The organism is Pseudomonas moorei (genome assembly GCF_008801475.1).
Classification (GTDB): Bacteria; Pseudomonadota; Gammaproteobacteria; order Pseudomonadales; family Pseudomonadaceae; genus Aquipseudomonas; species Aquipseudomonas moorei.
Genome location: NZ_VZPP01000044.1, coordinates 1 through 1091, shown reverse-complemented (window position 1 = coordinate 1091; position 1091 = coordinate 1). Strand labels below are relative to the sequence as shown.

The window sequence follows — 1091 nt, the reverse complement described above, 5'->3', positions numbered from 1 at the left end:
CCGGACGCCAATTACAACGGCGCAGTGCCGACCGTGACCTACACCGTCACCGACGGTTCCGGTGCGGACGTCACTTCGACCCTGAACATCAGCGTCACCCCAGTGGATGACAGCTTCACCGACCTCAGCGAAACAGTCTCCACGCTGGAAGACGCTCCGGTGACCGGCAGCGTCCTCACTGGCACCAGCAGCGTTGACGGTCCCGTCAGCGTGGTTAATTTCACAGTGGACGGCACCCAATACCAGGCCGGCAGCACCGCGACCATCGCCAACGTCGGCACCCTGGTGATCGGCGCCAACGGTGCCTACACCTTCACCCCGGACGCCAATTACAACGGCGCAGTGCCGACCGTCACCTACACCGTCACTGACGGTTCCGGTGCGGACGTCACCTCGACCCTGAACATCAGCGTGACCCCGGTGGACGACAGCTTCACCGACCTCAGTGAAACAGTCTCCACGCTGGAAGACGCGCCGGTGACCGGCAGCGTCCTGACTGGCACCAGCAGCGTTGACGGCCCGGTCAGCGTGGTTAATTTCACAGTGGACGGCACCCAATACCAAGCGGGCAGTACGGCCACCATCGCCAACGTCGGCACCCTGGTGATCGGCGCCAACGGCGCTTACACCTTCACCCCGGACGCCAATTACAACGGCGCAGTGCCGACCGTCACCTACACCGTCACCGACGGTTCGGGCGCAGACGTCACCTCGACCCTGAACATCAGCGTGACCCCGGTGGACGACAGCTTCACCGACCTCAGCGAAAGCGTAACCACGGCCGAAGACTCCGCCATCAGCGGCAGCGTCCTCACCGGCACTTCGAGCGTCGACGGCCCGGTCAGCGTGGTTAATTTCACAGTGGACGGCACCCAGTACCAGGCCGGCAGTACGGCCACCATCGCCAACGTCGGCACCCTGGTGATCGGCGCCAACGGCGCTTACACCTTCACCCCGGACGCCAATTACAACGGCGCAGTGCCGACCGTCACCTACACCGTCACCGACGGTTCGGGCGCAGACGTCACCTCGACCCTGAACATCAGCGTGACCCCGGTGGACGACAGCTTCACCGACCTCAGCGAAAGCGT

At 64.2% G+C, this 1091-nt stretch carries 1 protein-coding gene; it reads left to right on the top strand.

All coding sequences use genetic code 11. The annotated features are described in order from the left end of the window. Window positions 1–1091: tandem-95 repeat protein (locus F7R06_RS30650; protein WP_151149737.1), on the top strand; the 1091-nt coding region annotated here is incomplete at both ends.